Source organism: Capnocytophaga sputigena, assembly GCF_002302495.1.
Taxonomy (GTDB): domain Bacteria; phylum Bacteroidota; class Bacteroidia; order Flavobacteriales; family Flavobacteriaceae; genus Capnocytophaga; species Capnocytophaga sputigena.
Genome location: NZ_CP022379.1, coordinates 1,340,826 through 1,363,180, shown reverse-complemented (window position 1 = coordinate 1,363,180; position 22,355 = coordinate 1,340,826). Strand labels below are relative to the sequence as shown.

At 38.5% G+C, this 22,355-nt stretch carries 19 protein-coding genes, 2 tRNA genes, 2 rRNA genes and 1 CRISPR repeat array; of the genes, 16 read left to right on the top strand and 7 right to left on the bottom strand.

Annotation, left to right across the window (positions count from 1 at the left end):
* Window positions 1–90 precede the first annotated feature (90 nt).
* From CGC57_RS05920 to cas9, 3 genes are all read left to right on the top strand, one after another.
* A 23S ribosomal RNA gene (locus tag CGC57_RS05920) occupies window positions 91–2,933 on the top strand.
* 214 nt (window positions 2,934–3,147) lie between these two features.
* Window positions 3,148–3,257, top strand: a 5S ribosomal RNA gene (gene rrf / locus CGC57_RS05915).
* A 315-nt stretch (window positions 3,258–3,572) separates the two neighbouring features.
* Window positions 3,573–7,946, top strand: a complete 4,374-nt coding sequence (gene cas9, locus CGC57_RS05910) for a type II CRISPR RNA-guided endonuclease Cas9 (RefSeq protein WP_095898369.1) — start codon at window positions 3,573–3,575, stop codon at window positions 7,944–7,946.
* Window positions 7,947–8,076: 130 nt separating this feature from the next.
* Window positions 8,077–8,959: direct repeats of the CRISPR family, unit length 46 nt; unit sequence GTTGTTATCAATCACAAAACTACAAAATTTGAAAGCAATTCACAAC.
* A gap of 131 nt (window positions 8,960–9,090) precedes the next feature.
* On the opposite strand, the gene CGC57_RS05905 is transcribed toward cas9, so the two are convergent.
* Complete coding sequence (locus tag CGC57_RS05905; RefSeq protein ID WP_095898368.1) at window positions 9,091–9,528, bottom strand: hypothetical protein; 438 nt, start codon at window positions 9,526–9,528, stop codon at window positions 9,091–9,093.
* Between the two features lie 161 nt (window positions 9,529–9,689).
* Window positions 9,690–10,232 (bottom strand): sulfatase family protein, encoded by a 543-nt coding sequence (locus CGC57_RS12880; protein ID WP_157909307.1) that lies wholly within the window; start codon window positions 10,230–10,232, stop codon window positions 9,690–9,692.
* A 104-nt stretch (window positions 10,233–10,336) separates the two neighbouring features.
* Here CGC57_RS12880 and CGC57_RS05890 point away from each other — a divergent pair, with 104 nt between their 5' ends.
* Entirely contained in the window at window positions 10,337–10,588 is a 252-nt protein-coding gene (locus CGC57_RS05890) for a GlsB/YeaQ/YmgE family stress response membrane protein (protein WP_095898365.1), read from the top strand.
* Between the two features lie 73 nt (window positions 10,589–10,661).
* On the opposite strand, the gene CGC57_RS05885 is transcribed toward CGC57_RS05890, so the two are convergent.
* The 4 genes from CGC57_RS05885 to CGC57_RS05870 all read right to left on the bottom strand — a co-directional run bounded on the left by CGC57_RS05885 (window position 10,662) and on the right by CGC57_RS05870 (window position 12,115).
* Window positions 10,662–11,039 (bottom strand): hypothetical protein, encoded by a 378-nt coding sequence (locus CGC57_RS05885; protein WP_095898364.1) that lies wholly within the window; start codon window positions 11,037–11,039, stop codon window positions 10,662–10,664.
* Between the two features lie 129 nt (window positions 11,040–11,168).
* Entirely contained in the window at window positions 11,169–11,417 is a 249-nt protein-coding gene (locus CGC57_RS05880; protein WP_002678554.1) for a DUF6327 family protein, read from the bottom strand.
* Window positions 11,407–11,784: a hypothetical protein gene (locus tag CGC57_RS05875; RefSeq protein ID WP_002678524.1), complete on the bottom strand. Its 378-nt coding sequence runs from the start codon at window positions 11,782–11,784 to the stop codon at window positions 11,407–11,409. Before CGC57_RS05875 ends, CGC57_RS05880 begins: the two co-directional genes overlap by 11 nt.
* Before the next feature lie 4 nt (window positions 11,785–11,788).
* Window positions 11,789–12,115, bottom strand: coding sequence for a YtxH domain-containing protein (locus tag CGC57_RS05870; RefSeq protein ID WP_095898363.1), 327 nt, complete (start codon window positions 12,113–12,115; stop codon window positions 11,789–11,791).
* 376 nt (window positions 12,116–12,491) lie between these two features.
* Here CGC57_RS05870 and CGC57_RS05865 point away from each other — a divergent pair, with 376 nt between their 5' ends.
* From CGC57_RS05865 to CGC57_RS05840, 6 genes are all read left to right on the top strand, one after another.
* Window positions 12,492–13,043, top strand: coding sequence for a DUF3127 domain-containing protein (locus tag CGC57_RS05865; protein ID WP_095898362.1), 552 nt, complete (start codon window positions 12,492–12,494; stop codon window positions 13,041–13,043).
* Window positions 13,044–13,045: 2 nt separating this feature from the next.
* On the top strand, window positions 13,046–13,684 hold the full coding sequence (gene aat / locus CGC57_RS05860) for a leucyl/phenylalanyl-tRNA--protein transferase (protein WP_095898361.1): 639 nt from the start codon (window positions 13,046–13,048) through the stop codon (window positions 13,682–13,684).
* Window positions 13,685–13,812: 128 nt separating this feature from the next.
* Window positions 13,813–14,301, top strand: a complete 489-nt coding sequence (locus CGC57_RS05855; protein ID WP_095898360.1) for a hypothetical protein — start codon at window positions 13,813–13,815, stop codon at window positions 14,299–14,301.
* A gap of 312 nt (window positions 14,302–14,613) precedes the next feature.
* Entirely contained in the window at window positions 14,614–15,654 is a 1,041-nt protein-coding gene (locus tag CGC57_RS05850) for a threonine aldolase family protein (protein ID WP_095898359.1), read from the top strand.
* Window positions 15,651–16,364 (top strand): ZIP family metal transporter, encoded by a 714-nt coding sequence (locus CGC57_RS05845; protein WP_095898358.1) that lies wholly within the window; start codon window positions 15,651–15,653, stop codon window positions 16,362–16,364. Before CGC57_RS05850 ends, CGC57_RS05845 begins: the two co-directional genes overlap by 4 nt.
* 25 nt (window positions 16,365–16,389) lie before the next feature.
* Window positions 16,390–17,571 (top strand): toxin-antitoxin system YwqK family antitoxin, encoded by a 1,182-nt coding sequence (locus CGC57_RS05840; RefSeq protein ID WP_095898357.1) that lies wholly within the window; start codon window positions 16,390–16,392, stop codon window positions 17,569–17,571.
* 29 nt (window positions 17,572–17,600) lie between these two features.
* On the opposite strand, the gene CGC57_RS05835 is transcribed toward CGC57_RS05840, so the two are convergent.
* Window positions 17,601–17,671: transfer RNA gene (locus CGC57_RS05835), tRNA-Gln, on the bottom strand.
* A gap of 312 nt (window positions 17,672–17,983) precedes the next feature.
* Here CGC57_RS05835 and CGC57_RS05830 point away from each other — a divergent pair.
* The 6 genes from CGC57_RS05830 (at window position 17,984) to CGC57_RS05805 (ending at window position 22,354) form a co-directional block, all read left to right on the top strand.
* Entirely contained in the window at window positions 17,984–18,808 is an 825-nt protein-coding gene (locus tag CGC57_RS05830; protein ID WP_095899470.1) for a thymidylate synthase, read from the top strand.
* A gap of 346 nt (window positions 18,809–19,154) precedes the next feature.
* Entirely contained in the window at window positions 19,155–20,399 is a 1,245-nt protein-coding gene (locus CGC57_RS05825) for an alpha/beta hydrolase-fold protein (protein ID WP_095898356.1), read from the top strand.
* Window positions 20,380–20,928, top strand: a complete 549-nt coding sequence (gene rfbC / locus CGC57_RS05820) for a dTDP-4-dehydrorhamnose 3,5-epimerase (RefSeq protein ID WP_095898355.1) — start codon at window positions 20,380–20,382, stop codon at window positions 20,926–20,928. The genes CGC57_RS05825 and rfbC overlap by 20 nt, the downstream gene beginning before the upstream one ends.
* 201 nt (window positions 20,929–21,129) lie before the next feature.
* A tRNA-His gene (locus tag CGC57_RS05815) sits at window positions 21,130–21,205 on the top strand.
* A 437-nt stretch (window positions 21,206–21,642) separates the two neighbouring features.
* On the top strand, window positions 21,643–21,969 hold the full coding sequence (locus CGC57_RS12975; protein WP_232747293.1) for a hypothetical protein: 327 nt from the start codon (window positions 21,643–21,645) through the stop codon (window positions 21,967–21,969).
* A 73-nt stretch (window positions 21,970–22,042) separates the two neighbouring features.
* Window positions 22,043–22,354 (top strand): hypothetical protein, encoded by a 312-nt coding sequence (locus CGC57_RS05805; RefSeq protein ID WP_095898354.1) that lies wholly within the window; start codon window positions 22,043–22,045, stop codon window positions 22,352–22,354.
* Window position 22,355: the final 1 nt, after the last annotated feature.

Genomic DNA, 22,355 nt, shown 5'->3' with positions numbered 1-22,355 from the left:
TCTAACGAAAAATATTAAAAAGAATCAAAGAGAACGAGGTATTTATTTAATTGATAATTGTTAATTGTTAATTGAATAAAACTACAAGCGCGAAAAGTTATGTAAGGGCGTATGGGGGATGCCTAGGCTCTCAGAGGCGAAGAAGGACGTGATAAGCTGCGAAAAGTTGCGTGGATTGGCACATACGAGTTGATACGCAAATATCCGAATGGGGCAACCCAGTACATTGAAGATGTACTACATCGTAAAGATGGGCAAACCCGCTGAACTGAAACATCTAAGTAGGCGGAGGAGAAGAAAACAAAAGTGATTCCCAAAGTAGTGGCGAGCGAAATGGGAACAGCCCAAACCCATATTGTTACGGCAATATGGGGGTTGTAGGACCCAGATATAGGTTGTAAAGCTGGATTAGAAGTGTTTGGAAAGACACACCATAGAGAGTGAAAGTCTCGTATAGGTACAGTTTTATAAATCTTATGGGTATCCTGAGTAGGTCGGGGCACGTGGAACCTTGACTGAATCCACCGGGACCATCCGGTAAGGCTAAATACTCCTGAGAGACCGATAGTGAACTAGTACCGTGAGGGAAAGGTGAAAAGAACCGTGAATAACGGAGTGAAATAGACCCTGAAACCATACGCCTACAAGCGGTTGGAGCAGCTACGGCTGTGACAGCGTGCCTTTTGCATAATGAGCCTACGAGTTACTGTTACCAGCGAGGATAAGTATTTCAGATACGAATCCGCATCGAAAGAGAGTCTGAATAGGGCGCAAATAGTTGGTAGTAGTAGACGCGAAACCTGGTGATCTACCCTTGGGCAGGTTGAAGCGCTGGTAACACAGCGTGGAGGACCGAACTGGTTGTCGTTGAAAAGACTTCGGATGACCTGAGGGTAGGGGTGAAAGGCCAATCAAACTGGGAAATAGCTCGTACTCCCCGAAATGCATTTAGGTGCAGCGTTGATGTGAGTTTAATAGAGGTAGAGCTACTGATTGGATGCGGGGGTTTCATCGCCTACCAATTCCTGACAAACTCCGAATGCTATTAAATGCTCATCAGCAGTGAGGGTATGGGTGCTAAGGTCCATATCCGAGAGGGAAAGAACCCGGACCATCAGCTAAGGTCCCCAAATATATGCTAAGTTGACCAAACGCGGTCTGACTGCACTGACAGCTAGGATGTTGGCTTGGAAGCAGCCATACATTTAAAGAGTGCGTAACAGCTCACTAGTCGAGCGGTTGGGCATGGATAATAAACGGGCATAAGCATATTACCGAAGCTATGGGGTTATTACTTAAGTAATATACCGGTAGGGGAGCATTCTATTGGCGTTGAAGCTAAAGGCGTGAGCCATAGTGGAGCCTAATAGAAAAGAAAATGTAGGCATAAGTAACGATAAGGCAGGCGAGAAACCTGCCCGCCGAAAGATCAAGGTTTCCTCAGCTATGCTAATCAGCTGAGGGTTAGTCGGGGACTAACGCGAACCCGAGTAGGGGTAGTGGATGTACAACGGGTTAATATTCCCGTACCATTAATCTAATAAAAGTGACGGAATGAGATAGCTACCGCGTACTGACGGAATAGTACGTTTAAGGAGTTGTTATGACTTCAAAAGTACACTGAGGCTTCGGCTGATGTGAGTGTGGCAACAACGTTTCCAAGAAAAGCGAAGATTAATGCCCGTACCGTAAACCGACACAGGTGATTGGGATGAGAATTCTAAGGCGCTCGAGAGATTCATGGCTAAGGAACTAGGCAAAATAGACCTGTAACTTCGGGAGAAAGGTCGCCTATCTAGCGATAGGCCGCAGTGAAAAGGTCCAAGCGACTGTTTATCAAAAACACAGGACTCTGCAAAATCGAAAGATGAAGTATAGGGTCTGACACCTGCCCGGTGCTGGAAGGTTAAGAGGAGAGCTTAGCGTAAGCGAAGGTTTGAATTGAAGCCCCAGTAAACGGCGGCCGTAACTATAACGGTCCTAAGGTAGCGAAATTCCTTGTCGGGTAAGTTCCGACCTGCACGAATGGTGTAACGATTTGGACACTGTCTCGGCCATGAGCTCGGTGAAATTGTAGTATCGGTGAAGATGCCGATTACCCGCAGTGGGACGAAAAGACCCTGTGCACCTTTACTATATCTTCGTATTGGTCTTGGATAAGTGATGCGTAGGATAGGTGGGAGACTAAGAAGCGGCTATTCCGGTAGTTGTGGAGTCATTGTTGAAATACCACCCTTTGCTTATCTGAGGTCTAACCCTGCTAGGAGCAGGGGACAATTCGTGGAGGGTAGTTTGACTGGGGTGGTCGCCTCCAAAAGAGTAACGGAGGCTTCTAAAGGTTCCCTCAGCACGCTTGGTAACCGTGCGTAGAGTGCAATGGCATAAGGGAGCTTGACTGAGAGACCAACAAGTCGATCAGGTACGAAAGTAGAGCATAGTGATCCGGTGGTTCCGTATGGAAGGGCCATCGCTCAAAGGATAAAAGGTACGCCGGGGATAACAGGCTGATCTCCCCCAAGAGCTCACATCGACGGGGGGTTTGGCACCTCGATGTCGGCTCGTCACATCCTGGGGCTGGAGAAGGTCCCAAGGGTTGGGCTGTTCGCCCATTAAAGTGGCACGCGAGCTGGGTTCAGAACGTCGTGAGACAGTTCGGTCTCTATCTACTGTGGGCGTTAGAAATTTGCGTGGATCTGACTCTAGTACGAGAGGACCGAGTTGGACGCACCTCTGGTGTATCTGTTGTCTTGCCAAGGGCATAGCAGAGTAGCTAAGTGCGGATGGGATAAGTGCTGAAAGCATATAAGTACGAAACCCGCCACAAGATGAGATTTCTTTTAAGGGTCGTGGGAGATGACCACGTTGATAGGTTACAGGTGTAACGGTGGTAACATCATAGCCGAGTAATACTAATCACCCGTAGACTTTTCGCGCAGCATTCTTTTTTATAGATAAGAGTTAAGAGATAAGAAGTAAGAAAGGTAATACTACTTATATTTTATCAATCTCTTAGGAAGTTAGTTACAAATATGTTTTTTATCCCTATATGTTAAAAAAATGATTAGGAATAGGTATTTTAGGATAAGATACAAAAAAGAGTTTTAAAAAGCTCTTATCTTTTACCTCTTACCTCTTACCTAAAAGATTTAAGGTGGTTATAGTCAAAGGTCTCACCTCTTACCATTCCGAACAGAGCAGTTAAACCTTTTAGCGCAGATGGTACTACGGTCACGTGGGAGAGTATGTCGCCGCCTTCTTATAAAGAGCAATTCTGATAAAGAGTTGCTCTTTTTTATTATATCATCATTTCATAAAATCTCTCACAGTTCCTCCCCAATCAGCCTTGTCTTCCTCGTCCTATTCTCTCCGAGCCTCTCCTAAATTCTCAATTTTTCAAAAAAAAGAACCCTATCACTAGGATAGGGCTCCCTTAAATGTTTTCACAACGGAATAATCCTTATTGTGAATTGCTTTCAAATTATGCGACAAAAGTAGGTATTATATTTTTAATGTACAAATATTTTAGTATAAAAAAAATCATTATATTTGTCCTTTCTTAAAACATTATACCAATGAAACACATATTAGGCTTAGATTTAGGCTCAAACTCTATCGGTTGGGCTTTTGTACAACAAGATTTTGAAAACAAACAAGGAAAAATTATTGCTACTGGTAGTAGGATTATTCCTATGGATCAGGGTATATTAGGCGATTTTGAGAAAGGAAATACAGTTTCTCAAACTGCCGAAAGAACTACTTACCGCAGTATGCGTCGTCTGAGAGAACGGCATTTACTTCGCCGTGAGCGACTTCATAGAGTACTTCACATATTAGGTTTTTTACCTCCTCACTATGATGCACAAATAGACTTTACCAAAAGATTTGGTAAATTTATAGATAATGCTGAACCCAAAATAGCTTATAACAATGGGAATTTTATCTTTATGAATAGTTTCAATGAGATGATTGAGGATTTCAAAAAATACAAACCTCAGTTATTCTACAAGAAATCTAATGGCGAAGAGAGTAAAATCCCTTATGATTGGACAATTTATTACCTGCGTAAAAAAGCACTTTCACAAAAGATTACCCAACAAGAATTGGCGTGGCTTATTCTTCACTTCAATCAAAAAAGAGGGTACTACCAGTTGCGTGGCGAAGAAGAAACTGAAAACCCTAACAAAGAAGTTGCTTTTCACTCTTTAAAAGTTGTAGAGGTAGAGGCTGAAGCTCCCAATAAAAAAGGTGAGATTTGGTATACAATCCGTTTGGAAAATGGTTGGATATACCGTCGTACAAGTAAAATCCCTTTGGACGATTGGAAGGGAAAAACACGTGATTTTATCGTTACTACCGACCTTAATGATGATGGCACTATTAAAGTAGACAAAGAGGGTAAAGAAAAACGTTCCTTCAGAGCTCCTGAAGAAAACGACTGGAACTTGCTCAAAAAGAAAACAGAACACGATATTGATTTTTCTGGAAAAACTGTAGGTGCTTATATCTACGATCATTTGTTGCAAGACCCCAATCAGAAGATTAAAGGTAAATTAGTTCGTACGATTGAACGAAAATACTATAAAAATGAATTAAAAGGTATTTTAACCAAACAAATAGCACTTCAACCAGAATTGTTCACTGAAACCCTATTGGCGGACTGTATAAGAGAATTATACCGCAAAAACGAGACGCAACAACAAAATCTATTATCAAAAGATTTCCTTCATCTGTTTGTAGAAGATATCATTTTCTACCAACGCCCGTTGCGCAGCAAAAAATCTACTATTGCCAATTGTACCTTAGAAAAGCGTTCGTATATAGATAAGGAAACTAATGAGCGCAAAGATGCTCCTATAAAAGTATGTGCCAAATCTAATCCTTATTACCAAGAGTTTAGAGCGCTACAATGGCTGCAAAACTTGCGAATTTACGAAATAGAAACTGACCGTGAGGTAACTGCTGAGTTTATTGAAACACCCCAAGACTATGAGGCTCTCTTCAACTTCTTGATGTCTCAAAAAGAAATAGATAATGAAAGTTTACTGAAATACTTTTTACATGCAAAAAATCCTCAAATTAAAGACAAAGCAGCTAAAAGCGAGCTTAAAAAATGGCTCACTACTTATCGCTGGAACTATGTGTATGATGTGGCAGATAACTCCTCCAAAAAATACCCTATGAATGAAACAGGTTATGACCTTCAGCGGTATTTGCAGAAAGTAGAAGGACTCCCAGCCAACTTTCTAACCTTTGATACAACATATCGATTGTGGCATTTGTTATATTCGGTGAAAGACAAAGTTGAATTTGAAAAAGCATTAAAGAGATTTGCTAAAAAGAAACAATTAAACGAAACATCCTTTGTAGAAAGTTTTAAAAACTTCAAACCCTATCCTAATGAGTATGGTAGTTTCTCCGAAAAAGCTATTAAAAAATTACTCCCTCTGATGCGATTTGGCAATCATTGGGACTTTAATCGCATTGATGTATCTACTCAAAAACGTATAGACGACCTTATTAATGGAGTGGCGAATGAGGATATCCGTACTATCATTAGAGAAAAAGCAGAGAAATATCAGCTCAATAGTGAGAGCTGCTTTCAAGGCTTACCGCTTTGGTTGGCTCAATATATAGTCTATAACCGTCACGCCGAAGCTACCGATATAGAAAAATGGACTTCAGTGAGTGATTTAGAAACATATTTAGAAGATTTCAAACAACACTCTCTTAGAAATCCTATAGTAGAGCAAGTAGTTACCGAAACTTTACGCGTAGTAAGAGATATTTGGCAACAATACGGTGGGGGACAAGCGAATTTCTTTGATGAAATACATATAGAATTGGGTAGAGAACTCAAAAAAACAGCTGAAGAAAGAAAACAACTTTCTAATAGAAATCAAGAGAATGAAAATACCAACCTACGCATTAAAAAATTGCTTGCTGAATTAAAAGAAGATGCAAGCATACAGAACGTACTCCCCTATTCGCCTGTACAGCAAGAACTGCTTAAAATCTATGAAGAAGGTGTATTCAGTAGTACAGATGAAATAGAGGAAGATATTCAGAAAATACGTAAAAAAACTGAGCCTAGTAAAGCAGACTTACAACGCTACAAGCTCTGGTTAGAACAAAAGTATAAATCGCCTTATACGGGAGAGGTGATTTCACTCACAAAGCTATTTACCGAGGAGTATGAAATAGAACATATTATTCCACAAAGCCGTTATTACGATGATAGTTTTTCTAATAAAGTAATATGCGAATCGGCTGTAAATAAGCTAAAAACAAATCTATTAGGATTAGAATTTATTCAAAAACACCACGGAGAAAAGGTACGTGTAGCAGGTAATAAAGAAGTTACTATCTTCACAGAAGAACAATACAAAGACTTTGTCAAGAAACATTACGCTAATAATTTAGCTAAACAACAAAAACTTCTTTTGAATGAAATACCTGAAAAAATGGTGGCTCGCCAGCTGAATGACACTCGCTACATCAGCAAGTATATTTCTGAAATACTTTCTAAAATAGTGCGTTCAGATGAAAAAGATGAAGGAGTAAACTCTAAAAATGTAATACCTTGTACGGGTAAAATCACTACTGCCCTCAAGCAGGATTGGGGACTTAATGACGTGTGGAACGAGCTTATACTTCCTCGTTTTGAGCGAATGAACCAACTTACCCAAACGCAATTATTTACCTCCTATAACGACAGACTTCAAAAAAATCTTCCTACGGTTCCAATAGAGTACAGCCAAGGTTTCCAAAAGAAACGCATAGACCACCGTCATCACGCTATGGACGCCTTAGTGATTGCTTGTGCTACGAGAGAGCACATCAATTATATGAATAACCAACACGCATTGGATAAGAACAAGGATAAAAAAGAAAAACAACAATCTCGCATAGACCTTCGCACCATCCTCTGTGAGAAAAAGAATAATAACTGGCAGTTCAAGAAACCTTGGGCTACATTCACTCAAGAAGCCAAAGAATCCCTCGAACATATAGTAGTGAGTTTCAAACAAAACCTAAGAGTGATTAATAAAGCTACCAACTATTATGAAAAATGGGAAGAGAAAAATGGTGTACTTGTAAAAAAGAAAGTAAAACAAGAAGGAACTAATTGGGCTATCAGAAAGCCTTTACATAAAGAAACTGTTTCAGGTAAAATTATTTTGGATAGAAAAATAAGTAAAGATAAAATACTTACAGCTACCCGAAAAACGGTAGATATTACCTTTACAGAAAAGATTATCAGTAGTATTACCGATACAGGTATCCAAAAAATATTACTCAATTATCTCAAGTATAAAGGAAGCCCCGAAGTCGCTTTTTCAGCAGAAGGATTAGAAGAACTCAATAAAAATATTGCCCAATACAACGAAGGCAAGAAACATCAGCCTATTTATAAAGTCCGTATTTTTGAAGAAGGAAGTAAATTCCCGCTGGGAGAAACGGGCGCTAAAGCTACCAAATTTGTAGAAGCCGCCAAAGGAACGAACCTCTTTTTTGGAGTATATCAAGGCAAAGAAAAACGCTCGTATACAACTATCCCTTTCAACAAAGTAATTGAACGACAAAAACAAGGACTTCCTTCTGTCCCTGAGCACAATGAAAAAGGAGAACCACTATTATTTATCCTTTCGCCTAACGATTTGGTATATGTGCCTATGGAAGGAGAAATCGCAGAGACAATAGATTTCAATAACCTCAGCAAAGAACAGAAAGAAAGAATTTATAAAACAGTGAGTTTTACAGGAAACGAATGTCATTTTGTAAAATCTACTATAGCATCTCTCATAAAATCCTATGACGCTAAATCTAAGATAGGAGAATTAGGAAGTTTAAATAAGTTAGAGGTTACTATTAGTGGAGACAGTAGAATAAAAGAAGTTTGTATCAAACTAAAAGTAGACCGCTTAGGAAATATTACCAAAGCATAAAAGTCTTTTTTAAGAATTATAGGAAAATAAAAACCTCCTCTTTAGCCTTATAAACAAAGGTAAAATAGGAGGTTTTTTAGTACTATTTTTCAGTAAAACTGATTGATACTAAAACCTTTAAAAGATTGAGGTTGTTATCAATCACAAAACTACAAAATTTGAAAGCAATTCACAACTAAATTTTCCGTTAATAATTTTGCCTTTTCGTTGTTATCAATCACAAAACTACAAAATTTGAAAGCAATTCACAACCTACGACCCCAACACCTTAGAACTACAGTGGTTGTTATCAATCACAAAACTACAAAATTTGAAAGCAATTCACAACGTAGTCTGCTGTAAGATACGACTGTATTATGTTGTTATCAATCACAAAACTACGAAATTTGAAAGCAATTCACAACATTGCAATACTCTAAAACCGAACTCGGCTAGTTGTTATCAATCACAAAACTACAAAATTTGAAAGCAATTCACAACAGCGTTGGACTGCTTTGGAAAACTCTCTTAGTTGTTATCAATCACAAAACTACAAAATTTGAAAGCAATTCACAACTAATTTCAAGGAAACTCATATCTCGGAGAGGTTGTTATCAATCACAAAACTACAAAATTTGAAAGCAATTCACAACCATCCATTATCACACCTATCATATCGCCTTGTTGTTATCAATCACAAAACTACAAGATTTGAAAGCAATTCACAACTCATATTCTTTTTATTGTTTTTTCTACCTAGTTGTTATCAATCACAAAACTACAAAATTTGAAAGCAATTCACAACTAACCCATAGTTGCTTATTAGGCAGAGGCGGTTGTTATCAATCACAAAACTACAAAATTTGAAAGCAATTCACAACAATAATTTTGCATCGTCATCAGGGTTCAGGGTTGTTATCAATCGCAAAACTACAAAATTTGAAAAGCAATTCACAACTGTTGGTTATCGGAGTAACCTACCTCAAAAGTTGTTATCAATCGCAAAACTACAAAATTTGAAAGCAATTCACAACATAAATGTTTAATTTATCAAATAGTTCAACAATAAAGCGCAAAGATACAAAAAAAATATTTTATAAGTAACAAAGCATAAAAAAGGTTGCCCAGACTTCTGAGCAACCTCTTTCTATATTCTATTAGATGATTAACTTCCTAAGGTATACCAATGTACGCCTATCAAATATTGAAACTCCGCTGAAAACGACAACCGTATGGCAACTACCAGCAGAAAAGTCAATGCCGATAAGCCTATCTTCTGGTACGTCTTGCTCACGGTGGCAATGAGCATTCCTAATAAAAAAGCTGCCCCTGTGCTCACAATATAAATCAGAGCTAAACTGAAATGTGCATCAGGCAGACTCCCTGCAATAAGCATTAACCCCGTAAACGGAAGAACAATGCGTAAGGCACTTTGTAGGCATTCTTGGGGTCTCTCTCTTACAAAGAGATAACTCATAATCACTACTCCTGTTAAGTACAGGGGTAGGGTTACCAAATGATCTCCATAGGCTATTGAATTTATAAACAAGTAAAGTGTAATAGCTGAGATAAGTTCTAAAAAGATTTGTACTGATTTTTTCATAATAAAAATGATTAAAGATTTTAGAATTTTGCGACAAAGTTATAAGATATTCTCTTCTCTGTCAAGTAAGTTAACAAAGATTAAGATTGTCTTTAACTTTTAATTGTAGACTTTGTATTGTTTTTAACAAATTCTAAATAACAACCTTTAAGAATAAAATGCTAATGCCTTCCTCTCTCTCCTCTGATCACTGCCTCAAACTCCTTAACTAATGCAGGCTGCCGCCCAGCGATATTGTGTCTCTTAGCAGGGTCTACGCTCAGGTCGTAGAGCTGAGGAGCGCCCTCAAAGCCTGTTTCGATGCCCGTCTCCCAAGCCCGTTTCATAGTTTGGGCGGTAGGCTCGATATACTTGTATTTGCCTTTCAGCACTGCTAGCACATTGCGCAGCCCTTCCTGCACCGCATAAGTACGACCCTTCTTGTCCTTACCTACCCACGAAGTCCAATGCGGCTGCGTGTCGCGTGCAGGTGCTACCTCATAAGGCACGCGGTCAGAGGTCGCTGGCATAATAAAGCTCTCGTCAAAGCCAATATCATTAGGCGTATGAGGGATCGGCTTATTCCAATCGATACCGCTCCTATCGCCTAAGCCTAAGTGCCACTTGCCGATGGCAGCCATAGCACAGCCCGCCTTCTTAAAAATAGTAGCCACCGTCTGATACCTCGCAGGGATGAGCGCAAAGGCATCGTTGTTATCAATCACAAAACTACGAAATTTGAAAGCAATTCACAATATAACGTTATGATTTTTATTTGTTTTTTAAATAATAATTCTTACCTTTGTACCCTAATTTAAATTTTAAAATTATGGGTATTATTGCAACACTTATTATTGGAGCCATCGCAGGATGGTTAGGAGGCACTATCTATAAAGGTAGTGGTTTAGGACTTATCGGGAATATCATTATTGGTATTCTTGGAAGTGGCGTTGGGTATTGGCTTTTAGGAAGTGTATTCCACATCTCACTTGGAGAAGGGTGGATTGGCGCTATCCTAACAGGAGCTATTGGTGCTATCGTTATCTTATTCTTGATAAATCTGGTATTTAAAAAGAAGTAATAGCAGAATTAAAAATCAAAAACCCCCGAAAAATATCCAATATTTTCGGGGGTTTTTAGTGAATGTTTTAAAATTACCTTTTTGCGTTGGCAGTCCAGGTTTTTCCGTCTGTAGTATACAGAATGTACAATGAAGAGGCGTTAATTCTGATTACTTTTAAACCATCTTGCAAATCAACATTTATTAAAGTGTTATCACCTTCTTTTTTGAAGCTAACACCTTTTAGGTCTTCAATACCATCTGAAAAACGGAAATAATAATCATTCCCTGTTTTTACAACAGTTACTGAACCATTATCAACAGCTTTTTTCTCTTGACCATTTAAGTAAGAGATGCTACCTTTGTAGGTTCCTACAAAAAGGTCATTGTCTGCAGGGTCATCATTTTTGCTGCAAGAAAAAGCTACTAGTGATAAACAAATCACTGATACTAATGCAATAATTTTTTTCATAGTTGATTAAATTTAAAAATTAATATTAAAGTTTGATGCAATAATTATACCAAAAGGAATATTTTATACAAAATTTAATATATTAATCGTGATATTTATAGTTATATTAAAACTTGTAAAAGATATTTTTTATCTGTTTTTGTTCAAATATCTTTTGGCTAAAAGTTGCATACCATATTCCAAAGCGATATTTATCCATCGTTTGTTGTTAAACAGAAGAGAAACCCAAGTATTAGCTAATAAATTCTTTGGACTCAAACTTTCTGCTGAAGCGGATACTTGTTGCGTGAGAGATAGTCTGTCAATCTCTTTTTCTAATCGCAACAGTCTAATTTCATTATCAATTTCTTCAAATGATGAATAAGTCTTATTGTTCATTTTCTTCTTCTTCGGGGTCAGTTTTAAAATAAATTTCGGATAGTTTTCGCAATAGTGACCTCTCAATTAGTTTCTTGCGAAACAATAAAACTACTAATGACAACAATATATAGAAAGCTCCTACAATAGCAAATCCCAAACCATTACTACCTAAAGCCTCACCAATGGCATAAGCTCCAGCAAGTGATAGGAAAAATAATATTAATAAACTTGCAAAGGCATAAACAAAAAAAGTTATTAGCCCATACGAAGATTTAGCTATAAACCTAAAAACTACAAGTTTATAGTAAGCAAACTGCGAATTAAAGGCTGAGTTTGCTTTTGTAGGAACTTCTACAAACGTTTCTTTAATAGAATAAATCGCCATAAAATTATTTCTTAACTTTAGCGGCTTCTTCTTTCAATGAAGCTAATTTCTTTTCTAGAAGACTAATTATATCTTCAGATTTATTGCTTGCTTTTGAAAAAAGTCTATCTACTTTTTCTTCTAAAGAACCTTTTAGTTCCAAAGATTTCTCACGTACACTTTCTGTAAGATTATCTAATTGTTCTTTCAAATCATCAGACTTGTCTCTAAGAGTGTCTTTAATTTTTTTACGTGTGTTTTTACCTTCGTCTGGCGCAAAAAGAATGCCCAAACCTACTCCGATAGCAGTACCTACTGCTAAGCCTAATACGGCATTTGCTGTTTTTGACATAGTGTTCAAAATTAATGTTATTAAATTAGTTATAAAGTGAAATATGGGGCAAAGATACGAATAACTTTCCATAAAACCTAATTTTCAATAATACTTTTTAACTATAATGTATCGAAAAAATTTATTTTTAGTTTTGATTTACATTCCTTTTTAATCATTTTTCTATTTCTTTTGAGTTCGTTTTTCCTGCTCGTACGACTTGTCCTATTCCCTACAAAAATCTCCAATGCCTTTCAACTTCCTCCCAGCAGTGCAAGCTATCAAAACCAGAATTAAATAAAATATTTTCTACCAATCTATTGTTAATAACCAAAATTATACTACCTTTGCCCTTACAAATCATTATTTACGAATAACCAATAAATAAAATACCAATATGGAAATTCAAGGACGAATTATAAAAATTAACCCTACTCAAACTGTAGGGCAAAATGGCTTCCAACGCCGCGATGTGGTGATTATGACCGAGGAACAATACCCTCAGTACATCCCATTCGACTTTGTTCAAGAAAAATGCGTACTCCTCGATAACTTTCAAGAAGGACAAACAGTGCGTATCAGCTTTAATATTCGTGGTCGTGAGTGGGTAAACCCTCAAGGAGAGACCAAATACATTGTAAACTTGCAAGGATGGCGCATCGAAAATGCTGAAATAGCACAAAACTATCCTCCACAAGGGCAACCTTATCCACAAGGCTATGGGCAACCCGCTTACCCTCCACAAGGATACGCACAACCACAATACCAACAGGCACCTCCTCAATATCAGCAAGCTGCGCCTCAGTACCAACAACAAGTGCCTCCTCAATACCCACCTCAAATGCCACAACAGCAGTTTCAATCTACTCCACAGCAGGCTTTTGGCACTCCTCCAGTACAAAATACTCCCGTAGCTCCTGCTGAACCCGAAGACGATCTACCATTCTAAGAATGATATACTTAATAAACGACGAAACACCTTTTCCTTCCCCCGAAACCGCTTCGGAGGAAGGAATTGTTGCTTTTGGGGGCAATCTCAACCCCGCCCGACTCGTAGAGGCTTACTCCCAAGGCATTTTTCCTTGGTATAACGAAGGAGACCCCGTGTTATGGTGGTGTCCCGACCCTCGCTTTGTACTTTTCCCCGAAAAACTGCATATCAGCAAAAATATGCGCAAACTCCTCAGCAAAGCACCTTATCGCGTTACCTACAACCGTTGTTTTACCGAAGTAATGCAGCAATGCGCTACAGTGTCTCGCAAAGACCAACACGGCACTTGGATTCACCCCGAGCTCATAGAAGCCTATACAACCCTCCATCAGCAAGGAATTGCACACTCGGTAGAGGTGTGGCAAGACGAAACCCTTGTAGGGGGCTTATACGGACTTCAAATGGGTAAAATTTTCTGTGGAGAAAGTATGTTTAGCAAGCAGCCCAACGCCTCGCAGTACGGTTTTATCACTTTCCTGCAAGCTCACCCTCATATTGCCTTAGTAGATTGCCAAATCCACAGTGAATATTTAGAAAGTTTAGGTGCCGAAGAAATCCCAAGAGCAACATTTTTAAAATTATTAACCATCAATCGTTAAAAGAATAGATTTGCGTTTCACATACCCAGCTGTGAGCCCTAGCTATCTTTGTGGGAGACTTAAAAATATTTTATTGATTGTTAAATAATTACTTACGCCGAACTCACGCTATTTTATCAACAATTACAATGGCTATATTAAGGTTAAATAAAAATGCAAAAAGGATTATAATTGTAATAATGGTTATTACCGCTATTATCATAGCTAGAATAATTATATCGAATTATTATGAAAATCAGAAAGTGGAACTTTCTAAAAAATGTTTCAATGATTCAAATATAGGTTTCTATCATAAGGAATTTAGTTTCTATTTTCCTGAAGAGCTTGAACTACAAGGAGCCCAAATATTACAAATTCATAATCAAGATACTATTGTGATTGATTATAGGATTCTAGGTCATAACATAGTGATAAATAGTCCTAAAAATTTAAAGTCTGAAGACATTATTAAGATTATACTAAAAGACGCTGTTTTTACTCTGAGAGATTTTAGGAATGGACCTAGATTTGGAGGAGGTAGAGTTTTTTTGGGTTGCTTTTTACAAGAATGTGTTATAAATAACCGAAAGAAAATATGTGATGATGCAGGAATCTTTATGTTTTTTAGTACTCTTTAAATTATTAATCATTAGAATTTTTATGCCTTATATTGGAAATACGTCAGCTTAACAGCGTCCCTACACTTTGCCAAAGTTTTAGTTCCTCGTCGTGCTACGACCTTTGGCAAAGTTGACTACTCTGATTATCAATAATTTTTGAAGTATGTTATGTAGGGGCGTTTTGCAAACGCCCACATAAATAAAATTTTTCGGACAGCCTCATTAGCAAATTAGCAAATCGCCCGTGCGGCTCGTACTAATCGCCCATACAACTCGCACCAAATCAAAATTATTCGTATCTTTGCCCCCTCATTCTAACTAATACTAAAAATGAAAATATCATTTAAAAACGATTATGCCGAGGGAGCTCATCCAATGATATTAGAGGCACTTATGCGTACAAATGCAGTGCAACAAGCTGGTTATGGGAACGATAGTTATTCGGCAGCTGCCAAAGAACTCATCAAAAACAAGATAGAAAACCCTGAGGCGCAAATATTTTTTGTAAGTGGAGGTACACAAGCTAATATGCTGGTAATAGGCACTTTGTTGCGCACCTACCAAAGCGTAATAGCCCCCGAAACAGGACACATCGCCGATAATGAAACCGGAGCCATAGAAGCCGTAGGTCACAAAATACACTTAGCCCCAGCAACAAACGGTAAAATTACCCCTGAGAGCATTGCCGATTTTGCCACCCGCTATACAAATTATCCACACCAAGTGCAACCACGCCTCGTGTATATTACGAACGCCACCGAGATAGGAACCATCTATACTTTGGCAGAGCTCAAAGCGATTTACAAGTGTTGCCAAGCGCACAACCTCCTGCTATTTATGGACGGCGCGCGATTAGGGTCGGCATTGAATGCTGAAGACAACGATATACAATGGAAAGATTTAGCGCGTTATACCGATGTGTTTTATATAGGAGCTACCAAAAACGGCGGATTGTTAGGCGAAGCCATTGTAATGAACAACCCAGCCCTCGCCGATGGTTTTGAGTATTACCTCAAACAACAAGGCGCATTACTTGCCAAAGGTCGTTTGCTCGGCTTGCAATTTCTCACCTTGTTTGAAAACGGATTGTACGATGCTTTGGCATTGCACGCGAACCAACAGATGAAGCGCATCAAAGAAGCGTTTGTAGCCAATGGTTATACCTTGCTTTCAGATACTTGTACAAATCAGTTATTCCCGATACTCACTCACACACAAATTGCCGCATTGGCAGAGCAGTTTGATTTCTACCAGTGGCAAAAAGTAGATGAAACCCACACCGCCATTCGGTTGATTAGTTCGTGGGCTACTACCGATGCACAGGTAGATACGCTTATCCAAGCAATTCAATTATTATCAGTTGCAAAATGAAAAATTATCTTCTTCCTTTTCTCTCTATCGTTATAGGGGCTTGCCTTGTGTTGTGGCTCAAACCCACGCAGAAGAGTAGGATTAAGTTGTTATTGGCTTTTAGTGGTGCTTTTTTGATGGGGATGACCATTTTTCACCTCCTCCCCGAAGTATATCACGAAGCATTACACCATCACGAGGAAAACAGTGATTTTGGCGATAAAGCAATAGGACTATGGATTGTTGTGGGCATACTCTTGCAAATCGTCTTAGAGTTCTTTTCTCACGGTGCCGAACACGGTCATTTTCATTCACCTGCCAAAGGATTACAAACGCATTTTCCTTGGGGGTTGTTCATCAGTTTGAGTATCCACTCGCTGCTTGAAGGCTTTCCACTGCACGAGCACAGCAATATGGTGTACGGCATTTTCATCCACCACCTGCCCATTGCTATGGTGCTGACAATCTTTTTCTTAGATTCTGGCATCGGACTCAAACGCACGCTCGCTTTTCTGTTTGTCTTTTCGCTAATGACCCCGCTGGGTGCTTTTTTAGCAAACTATGTCCCCGCCTTATTGCCCTATCACAACCTGATGAGTGCCGTAGTCGTAGGGATATTCTTGCATATCTCGTCAGTAATACTGTTTGAAACCTCCGAAAATCACCAATTCAATTACAGGAAATTAGGCGTGATTGTTATAGGTTTTGCAATGGCATTTCTATTCAATTAACAATTGATAATCAACAATTAACAATATGAAGCATTTAATTTTTACAGTCCTATCACTGCTTTCATTACAGCAGTACGCACAACAACTCCTCACCGAGAGTGAGATAGACGAAAAAAAATTCGGCAATGAGAGTATCCATTTTCTCAAAAGCAACAACACCCGCTTGAATGGCGCCTACAAAATAGGCAACAACCAAGGAGAATACTACGAAGTTACCTTCGTTGATGGAATTGCTAACGGATTGGTGAAATTCTACAACCGTTATGGCAAACTTAAAACCGAAGCCACTTTTGAAAAAGGCATCTTCCACGGTCCTTATAGAGAATACGCCCCTTACTCAGGCGAAATGCGCCGTGAATACAACTACAAGAACGGCGAACTCGACGGCAAATTCCGCGAATATTCTGATGGCAAAGTAGTAGCTGATAGAAACTACAAGGACGGCAAACCCGACGGCGATTGGAAAGAATACGATGAGAACGGCAAACTCACCAAAGAAGAACACTACAAAATGGGCAAAAAGGACGGTAAACAATGGTCGGCTGTCACTCGCCGCCGTAGCGGACTTGTACAAACTGATGTAGAATACTACAAAAATGGTGAACCTACAGGCAAATGGGTCTCTAAATTGAGCGATGGTACATTGCGTGAAGAAAGAGAGTACAAAGCCAATGGCACTTCAGTACGCAAAGAATATTACGATACCGGTAGGCTTAGCAAAATGGTGCATTACAAAGGGGAGAAATACCAAGGTGATTACCAACTCTACAACAGCGATGGTATCCTTATTGAAGAAGGTACTTACGACAACGATTTCCCTACAATGAAAAAAACATATTACCCTAACGGAAAACTAAAAACTGAAAGTTATTACCAAAACAACGAACAACACGGCAAATACGCTTCTTACGACGAACGCGGACGTCTATTAGTAGAAGGAGCTTACCTAAAAGGCTACCCTGATGGACATTGGAAATCATACAACTCTGAAGGGATTTTAACTAAAGAATCTCACTATGACAAAGGTAGAGAAGAAGGCATTTACAAAGAGTATTACCCCTCAGGAATGGTTTCTATAGAAGGACAATACACTCGCGGACAGAGAGAAGGCATTTGGAAATACTACAATGAGCAAGGTCAGGTTTCCAGAGAAGTAAAATACCAAAATGGCAACTCAGTACAAGTTACCAATTACACTGATAAATAAAAAAGGCTTCCGAAAGGAAGCCTTTTTCGTTGGTCTACTAGGACTCGAACCTAGAATAACAGAACCAAAATCTGCTGTGTTACCATTACACCATAGACCAGCGATTTTGCATTTTTGCGGTGCAAAGGTACTGCTATTTTTGTAATCTGCAAATTTTTTAGAAGATTTTTTTAAATAAATTGATAAAAAACTTTTTTAACTACTGAAAATCAAAGGAATTAACAAGTTGCCAAAAATAAGCCCGTGCGACTCGCTTCAAATCAACAAATTATCCGTACCTTTGCGCCCTGCTAATCAGCTAATCTAATAATCAGCAAATTATAAAATATTTTATCTTATAAACACTCACTTTTGCAGCTTGCCCCCTCTCCTTGGGAGAGGGGGAACGGGGGTGAGGCTATTCAATCGACAAATGAAAGTATATCACGACCTTTTGCGCCATATCCTTGAAAATGGCTATTCTAAAGACGACCGCACTGGTACCGGTACAACCAGCGTGTTCGGTTACCAAATGCGCTTTGACCTCAGCAAGGGGTTCCCTTTGGTGACTACTAAAAAAATACATCTAAAATCAGTGATTTACGAACTCTTGTGGTTCTTAAAAGGCGATACCAATATCAAATACCTCACCGATCACGGCGTGCGTATCTGGAACGAGTGGGCTGATGAGAACGGCGACCTTGGTCCTGTGTATGGCGCACAGTGGCGCAATTGGAATGGGGAGGCTATCGACCAGATAAAAACGGTGATAGAAACCCTCAAACACAATCCTGAAAGCCGCCGCATCATTGTATCGGCTTGGAATCCTTCGGTATTACCCGATACCGGAAAATCGTTTGCCGAGAATGTAGCCAATGGCAAAGCTGCCTTACCCCCTTGCCACGCCTTATTTCAGTTCTATGTCGCCGATGGCAAGTTATCCTGTCAGTTGTATCAACGCAGCGCCGATGTGTTTTTAGGCGTACCTTTCAACATAGCCTCGTACGCTTTGCTCACAATGATGCTCGCCCAAGTATGCGATTTGCAAGTAGGTGATTTTGTGCATACTTTCGGCGATGTACACATCTACAACAACCACCGCGAACAAGTAGCTTTACAGCTCAGCCGTATCCCGCGTGAATTGCCTACTATGCACCTCAATCCAGCTGTAAAAGACCTTTTTGCTTTCGACTACGAGGATTTCCGCTTAGAAGGCTATGACCCCTATCCCGCCATCAAAGCACAAGTATCAGTATAATGAGCAAATTTTCCAATTAGCAAAATTGCTAATTAATCTCAGTTCGATATAACAGAATATTGATTTACAGATTTGTATCATAATATATTTACAGAATAATTCACCGTCAGGTGAAAATTTGTGAGATAATGTAAAGTAAAGAGTTTTATAGAGTCCCAAATTTGTGAAAATTCGTGAAATTAGTGGGAGATTTAAAATATTTTGCTGATTGTTAAACAATTAATTACGTCGAACTCACATTGATAACTTTTTCCACCGTTAAAGTTTCGTTAAAAAGCAGTGGATAACTTTTTTATATAAGCCTTTTTTAGTTATTTTGTACGCTCAAACAAAAAAATCTATGCAGATGAAGAAATTATGTACACTCCTTATCGCCATATTAATGGCACAAAGTATTTTTGCTCAAATTAGCAACGAAACTTTCACTTCAGGCACAACAGGCAATCGCCAAAAATTAGGCATCTACAAGCCCGCAGGTTACACCGATAAACAAACCTACCCACTCATAGTAGTGCTCAATGCCAACACCCTAATGGAACCCGTGGTAACCGCCGTGCGTTATTACGAACAATTCCAAGAAATGCCCAAATGTATAGTAGTAGGCGTATTCGATGAAAAGTTAGAAGATGTAGCTGTCATCGATGAGGTAGGACGTCCTATGAATGAGTCGGCACGCTATTTCGAGTTTATTTCCAATGAATTAGTACCCTATATACAAGGCAAATACCCTATCGCCAACTTCAAAGGAATTGTAGCTTCAGAGGAGGCTGGATTCTTAATCAACTACTACCTGCTCAGCCCCAAGTCACCTTTCAGTATGTACGTGAGTTTGAACCCTACAGTAATCCCACGTATGGCACCCGAAATAGCCACTGCTCTAGCTACAGGTCCCTCAAAAAATCAACACCGCTTGTACTACTATATGGCAACCGCCGATGTAGAAAACAAACTCAACTACGACAAGGCAATCAATTTTGAAAAAGGCTTGCGTTCTGTACCCTCACACGAATCGGTAGTCTATCGCTTTGCCAATATGAAAGGCAATGCTATCAACTCCGCCAAATTGCAGGGAATAGCCCAAGCACTTGATGAGTGTTTCGATATCTATAAACCTATAGGAGGCAAGGAATACAAAACCCAAATAGAAACCCTTAACAATAATATTTTTGAATATTTAGAAAACAAATACAACACTATCGAACAATACTTTGGACTCAAAAAGAAACCTTTGCTCAACGATGTAATGGCAACCTATACCGCTATCAAATCTGCCGCCGATTGGGAGTCACTTAGGAAGTTAGCAAAATATGTAGAAAGCAATGGTTATGTAAAAACCGCTATGCCTAACTTCTTCTTAGCCGAATACTACGAAAAAACCGAAGATTACAAAAAAGCATTGAAAACCTATCAAAAATCGTATACTGAGCCCAGTATAGATTTCATCACCGCCGACCTTATCAACGAGCGTATCAATGCACTTAAAACTAATAGAAATTTAGGAAAAACCTCTAAGAAATCTAAGAAAATTACAGAGGAAGTTTCAGAACCCACAGACGAACAAACCCCCACTGATGAAAGTAATCAAAACTAAATTAGAAGGCGTGGTAATTATAGAGCCACAAGTATTCTTTGACGACAGAGGTTATTTTTTCGAGTCATTTTCACAGCAGCGTTTCAACGAACAAGTAGCCCCCATCACATTTGTGCAGGACAACGAATCGAAATCCAGTTATGGCGTATTGCGTGGCTTGCACTTCCAAAAGCCCCCTTTTGCACAATCCAAATTAGTACGAGTTGTGAAAGGCAAAGTATTAGATGTAGCAGTAGATTTGCGCAAAGGCTCACCCACTTTTGGACAATACGAATCGGTAGTGCTTAGTGAGGAAAACAAACGACAGTTTTTTATTCCACAAGGCTTTGCACACGGTTTTGCCGTACTGAGTGAAGAAGCTATTTTTCAGTACAAATGCGACAACTACTACGCCCCTCAGAGTGAGGGAAGTGTGCGCTGGAACGACCCTACTATAGCGATAGATTGGCAGCTGCCAGAAAAAGATATTATCCTATCGGCAAAAGACGAACAAGCCCCACTCTTATCACAATTGATAGGTAACAGCTAAATCCAGTGAGGGCTTACAGCTGGGTATGTGAGTAATAAGTAACAAGAGTTTATAAGTCAAAATTATACGCTTTTCACTTATATCAAGTATTTAAAAGTCAAACCTATACAAACTTTTCACTTTTCATTTTTCATTTTTCACTTAAAAAAGTTTGGTAGTTTCAAAAAAAGGTATTACTTTTGCCCCCGAAAAAATAAAGACGGTGGTTTTAGCTCAGTTGGTTAGAGCGTCGGATTGTGGTTCCGAAGGTCGTGGGTTCGAGCCCCATATTCCACCCAAAGGGAAACCCTAATAAAAATACGCCTTAGAGCGTATTTTTTTATGTCTATACTTTAAAGGCATAACAAAACATTAACTTGCAACCATATTTACACCACAATCCGTGCAATCTAGCTGCACCAGCTGCCAATCCCTTCACACCACTTTTGTTAATTGAATTAGCTCTTCTTATTAGAAAAAAACTTTTTGATTTCTACTAAAAAACCATTACCTTTGTCAGCGTATTACCTTTCAAATTCCTAAACAGATGAAATTTTACTTGTTACTAATCGCTTTTTCACTCTTTTTTTGTTCTACCAAACAACAGAAAAGCGACAAAAATATCATAGAGAAAGCACAAAAATCCAATGAAAATGAAATTCTAAAGATTAAATATTTTTATGTAAGATGTGACATCCCTATAAATGTAGGCAATGTAGCATTAGAGAGAGTGTAGTGATTACTAAAAATAGATATCTAATCTATGAAGAAAATTATGATGAGGGCGTTCAGCTTAAAAATTCTATCATAGCGGATATCCCTTTCAATGCAGATAGTCTTTTTTTATCAATACCTGAAGCATATCTCAATAATGCTAAAGCATATCCTTTTTTAAATTTCAAATTCATTCGTGATTATCCTTACGAATGTTTCTATATTTTCAGACAAAGAGATACTATCGAATGGCATATTGCTGACGAACTACTTCCTGAAGATTTTGTTTTTTATAAAAATTTTCAAAAATTCCGATTGGAACAGTTGAGAAATAAGAGAAGTAAATAGATGATAAAAAGTGCATATATTGGGCTAAAAAGGAGGTTGCCTGTAAACTCTAATGAAGAAAAAGCTCTAAATAATGAAACTATATAAAATTATATTTTTATTTTGGATTTACAATATTGTTGCGATATTTCAGTTTTCTTGGATGAATGGAAGTTGGTTTGACACAGAAGATTTGATGCAACGAATGGATTATGAAATATACAAACCACCTTTGTGGCAATATCAAGTGTATTACATATTGTTGGGGGTGTATGTAGTGATTTGTTCTTTGTTATTATACCTTTGGCAAAAGAAGATAAGAGATACTGATAGGGCAATCATTGTTTGGGTGTTACATATTGTATGGGTATTACTTTTTATATTAGGCTGGATAATTGCTATTTAAA

Bases quoted from the DNA above. Each gene is read 5' to 3' on its own strand.
- cas9 (WP_095898369.1), top strand. From the start codon at position 3,573: ATGAAACACATATTAGGCTTAGATTTAGGCTCAAACTCTATCGGTTGG.
- CGC57_RS05905 (WP_095898368.1), bottom strand. From the start codon at position 9,528: ATGAAAAAATCAGTACAAATCTTTTTAGAACTTATCTCAGCTATTACA.
- CGC57_RS05890 (WP_095898365.1), top strand. From the start codon at position 10,337: ATGGGTATTATTGCAACACTTATTATTGGAGCCATCGCAGGATGGTTA.
- CGC57_RS05885 (WP_095898364.1), bottom strand. From the start codon at position 11,039: ATGAAAAAAATTATTGCATTAGTATCAGTGATTTGTTTATCACTAGTA.
- CGC57_RS05880 (WP_002678554.1), bottom strand. From the start codon at position 11,417: ATGAACAATAAGACTTATTCATCATTTGAAGAAATTGATAATGAAATT.
- CGC57_RS05875 (WP_002678524.1), bottom strand. From the start codon at position 11,784: ATGGCGATTTATTCTATTAAAGAAACGTTTGTAGAAGTTCCTACAAAA.
- CGC57_RS05870 (WP_095898363.1), bottom strand. From the start codon at position 12,115: ATGTCAAAAACAGCAAATGCCGTATTAGGCTTAGCAGTAGGTACTGCT.
- CGC57_RS05865 (WP_095898362.1), top strand. From the start codon at position 12,492: ATGGAAATTCAAGGACGAATTATAAAAATTAACCCTACTCAAACTGTA.
- aat (WP_095898361.1), top strand. From the start codon at position 13,046: ATGATATACTTAATAAACGACGAAACACCTTTTCCTTCCCCCGAAACC.
- CGC57_RS05855 (WP_095898360.1), top strand. From the start codon at position 13,813: ATGGCTATATTAAGGTTAAATAAAAATGCAAAAAGGATTATAATTGTA.
- CGC57_RS05850 (WP_095898359.1), top strand. From the start codon at position 14,614: ATGAAAATATCATTTAAAAACGATTATGCCGAGGGAGCTCATCCAATG.
- CGC57_RS05845 (WP_095898358.1), top strand. From the start codon at position 15,651: ATGAAAAATTATCTTCTTCCTTTTCTCTCTATCGTTATAGGGGCTTGC.
- CGC57_RS05840 (WP_095898357.1), top strand. From the start codon at position 16,390: ATGAAGCATTTAATTTTTACAGTCCTATCACTGCTTTCATTACAGCAG.
- CGC57_RS05830 (WP_095899470.1), top strand. From the start codon at position 17,984: ATGAAAGTATATCACGACCTTTTGCGCCATATCCTTGAAAATGGCTAT.
- CGC57_RS05825 (WP_095898356.1), top strand. From the start codon at position 19,155: ATGAAGAAATTATGTACACTCCTTATCGCCATATTAATGGCACAAAGT.
- rfbC (WP_095898355.1), top strand. From the start codon at position 20,380: ATGAAAGTAATCAAAACTAAATTAGAAGGCGTGGTAATTATAGAGCCA.
- CGC57_RS05805 (WP_095898354.1), top strand. From the start codon at position 22,043: ATGAAACTATATAAAATTATATTTTTATTTTGGATTTACAATATTGTT.